The organism is Streptomyces sp. NPDC016640 (assembly GCF_043076215.1).
Classification (GTDB): domain Bacteria; phylum Actinomycetota; class Actinomycetes; order Streptomycetales; family Streptomycetaceae; genus Streptomyces.
On the sequence record NZ_JBIBRG010000021.1, the window covers coordinates 30,802 to 31,260 of the forward strand.

The window sequence follows — 459 nt, forward strand, 5'->3', positions numbered from 1 at the left end:
ATGGGACAGCGGTACTACGTCGACCCGCACCGTATCGAGGCCCTGGCGCGGCAGCTGGAGGAGATCGGGGACCTGGCCAGGAGCATGACCGAGGAGTTCCTCGACGAGCTGGCGCCGACGGTGAGCTGGCCGGGTACGGAGGGTGAGTTCGCCGAGAAGGCGAAGCCGCAGGAGCAGAAGGAGCGGCAGACCACCAAGGACACCATGCTGTCCATCCGCGATGCGCTGGTGGGCATCACGGACGCCACGGTCGGTCAGGTCCGGATGATGAAGGACACCCGCGATCACCACATCGAGGAGATCGAGCGGGGCAACAACCGGATCGACTCCGAGGGGTTGAACGGCGAGGGCGGCCCGGGCGGGCATGGCCGTCGCTGACCTGCGTACCGCCGGCCGCTCCCGCGCTCTGCCGGGAGCGGCCACCGCGTGCTGCCCGTACGGTTCCCAGGGCATTCCCGG

The 459-nt window shown here is 69.3% G+C and carries 1 protein-coding gene; it reads left to right on the forward strand.

From position 1 onward, the window contains the following. Positions 1-378, forward strand: coding sequence for a hypothetical protein (locus ACF07S_RS31535; RefSeq protein ID WP_391966823.1), 378 nt, complete (start codon positions 1-3; stop codon positions 376-378). Positions 379-459: the final 81 nt, after the last annotated feature.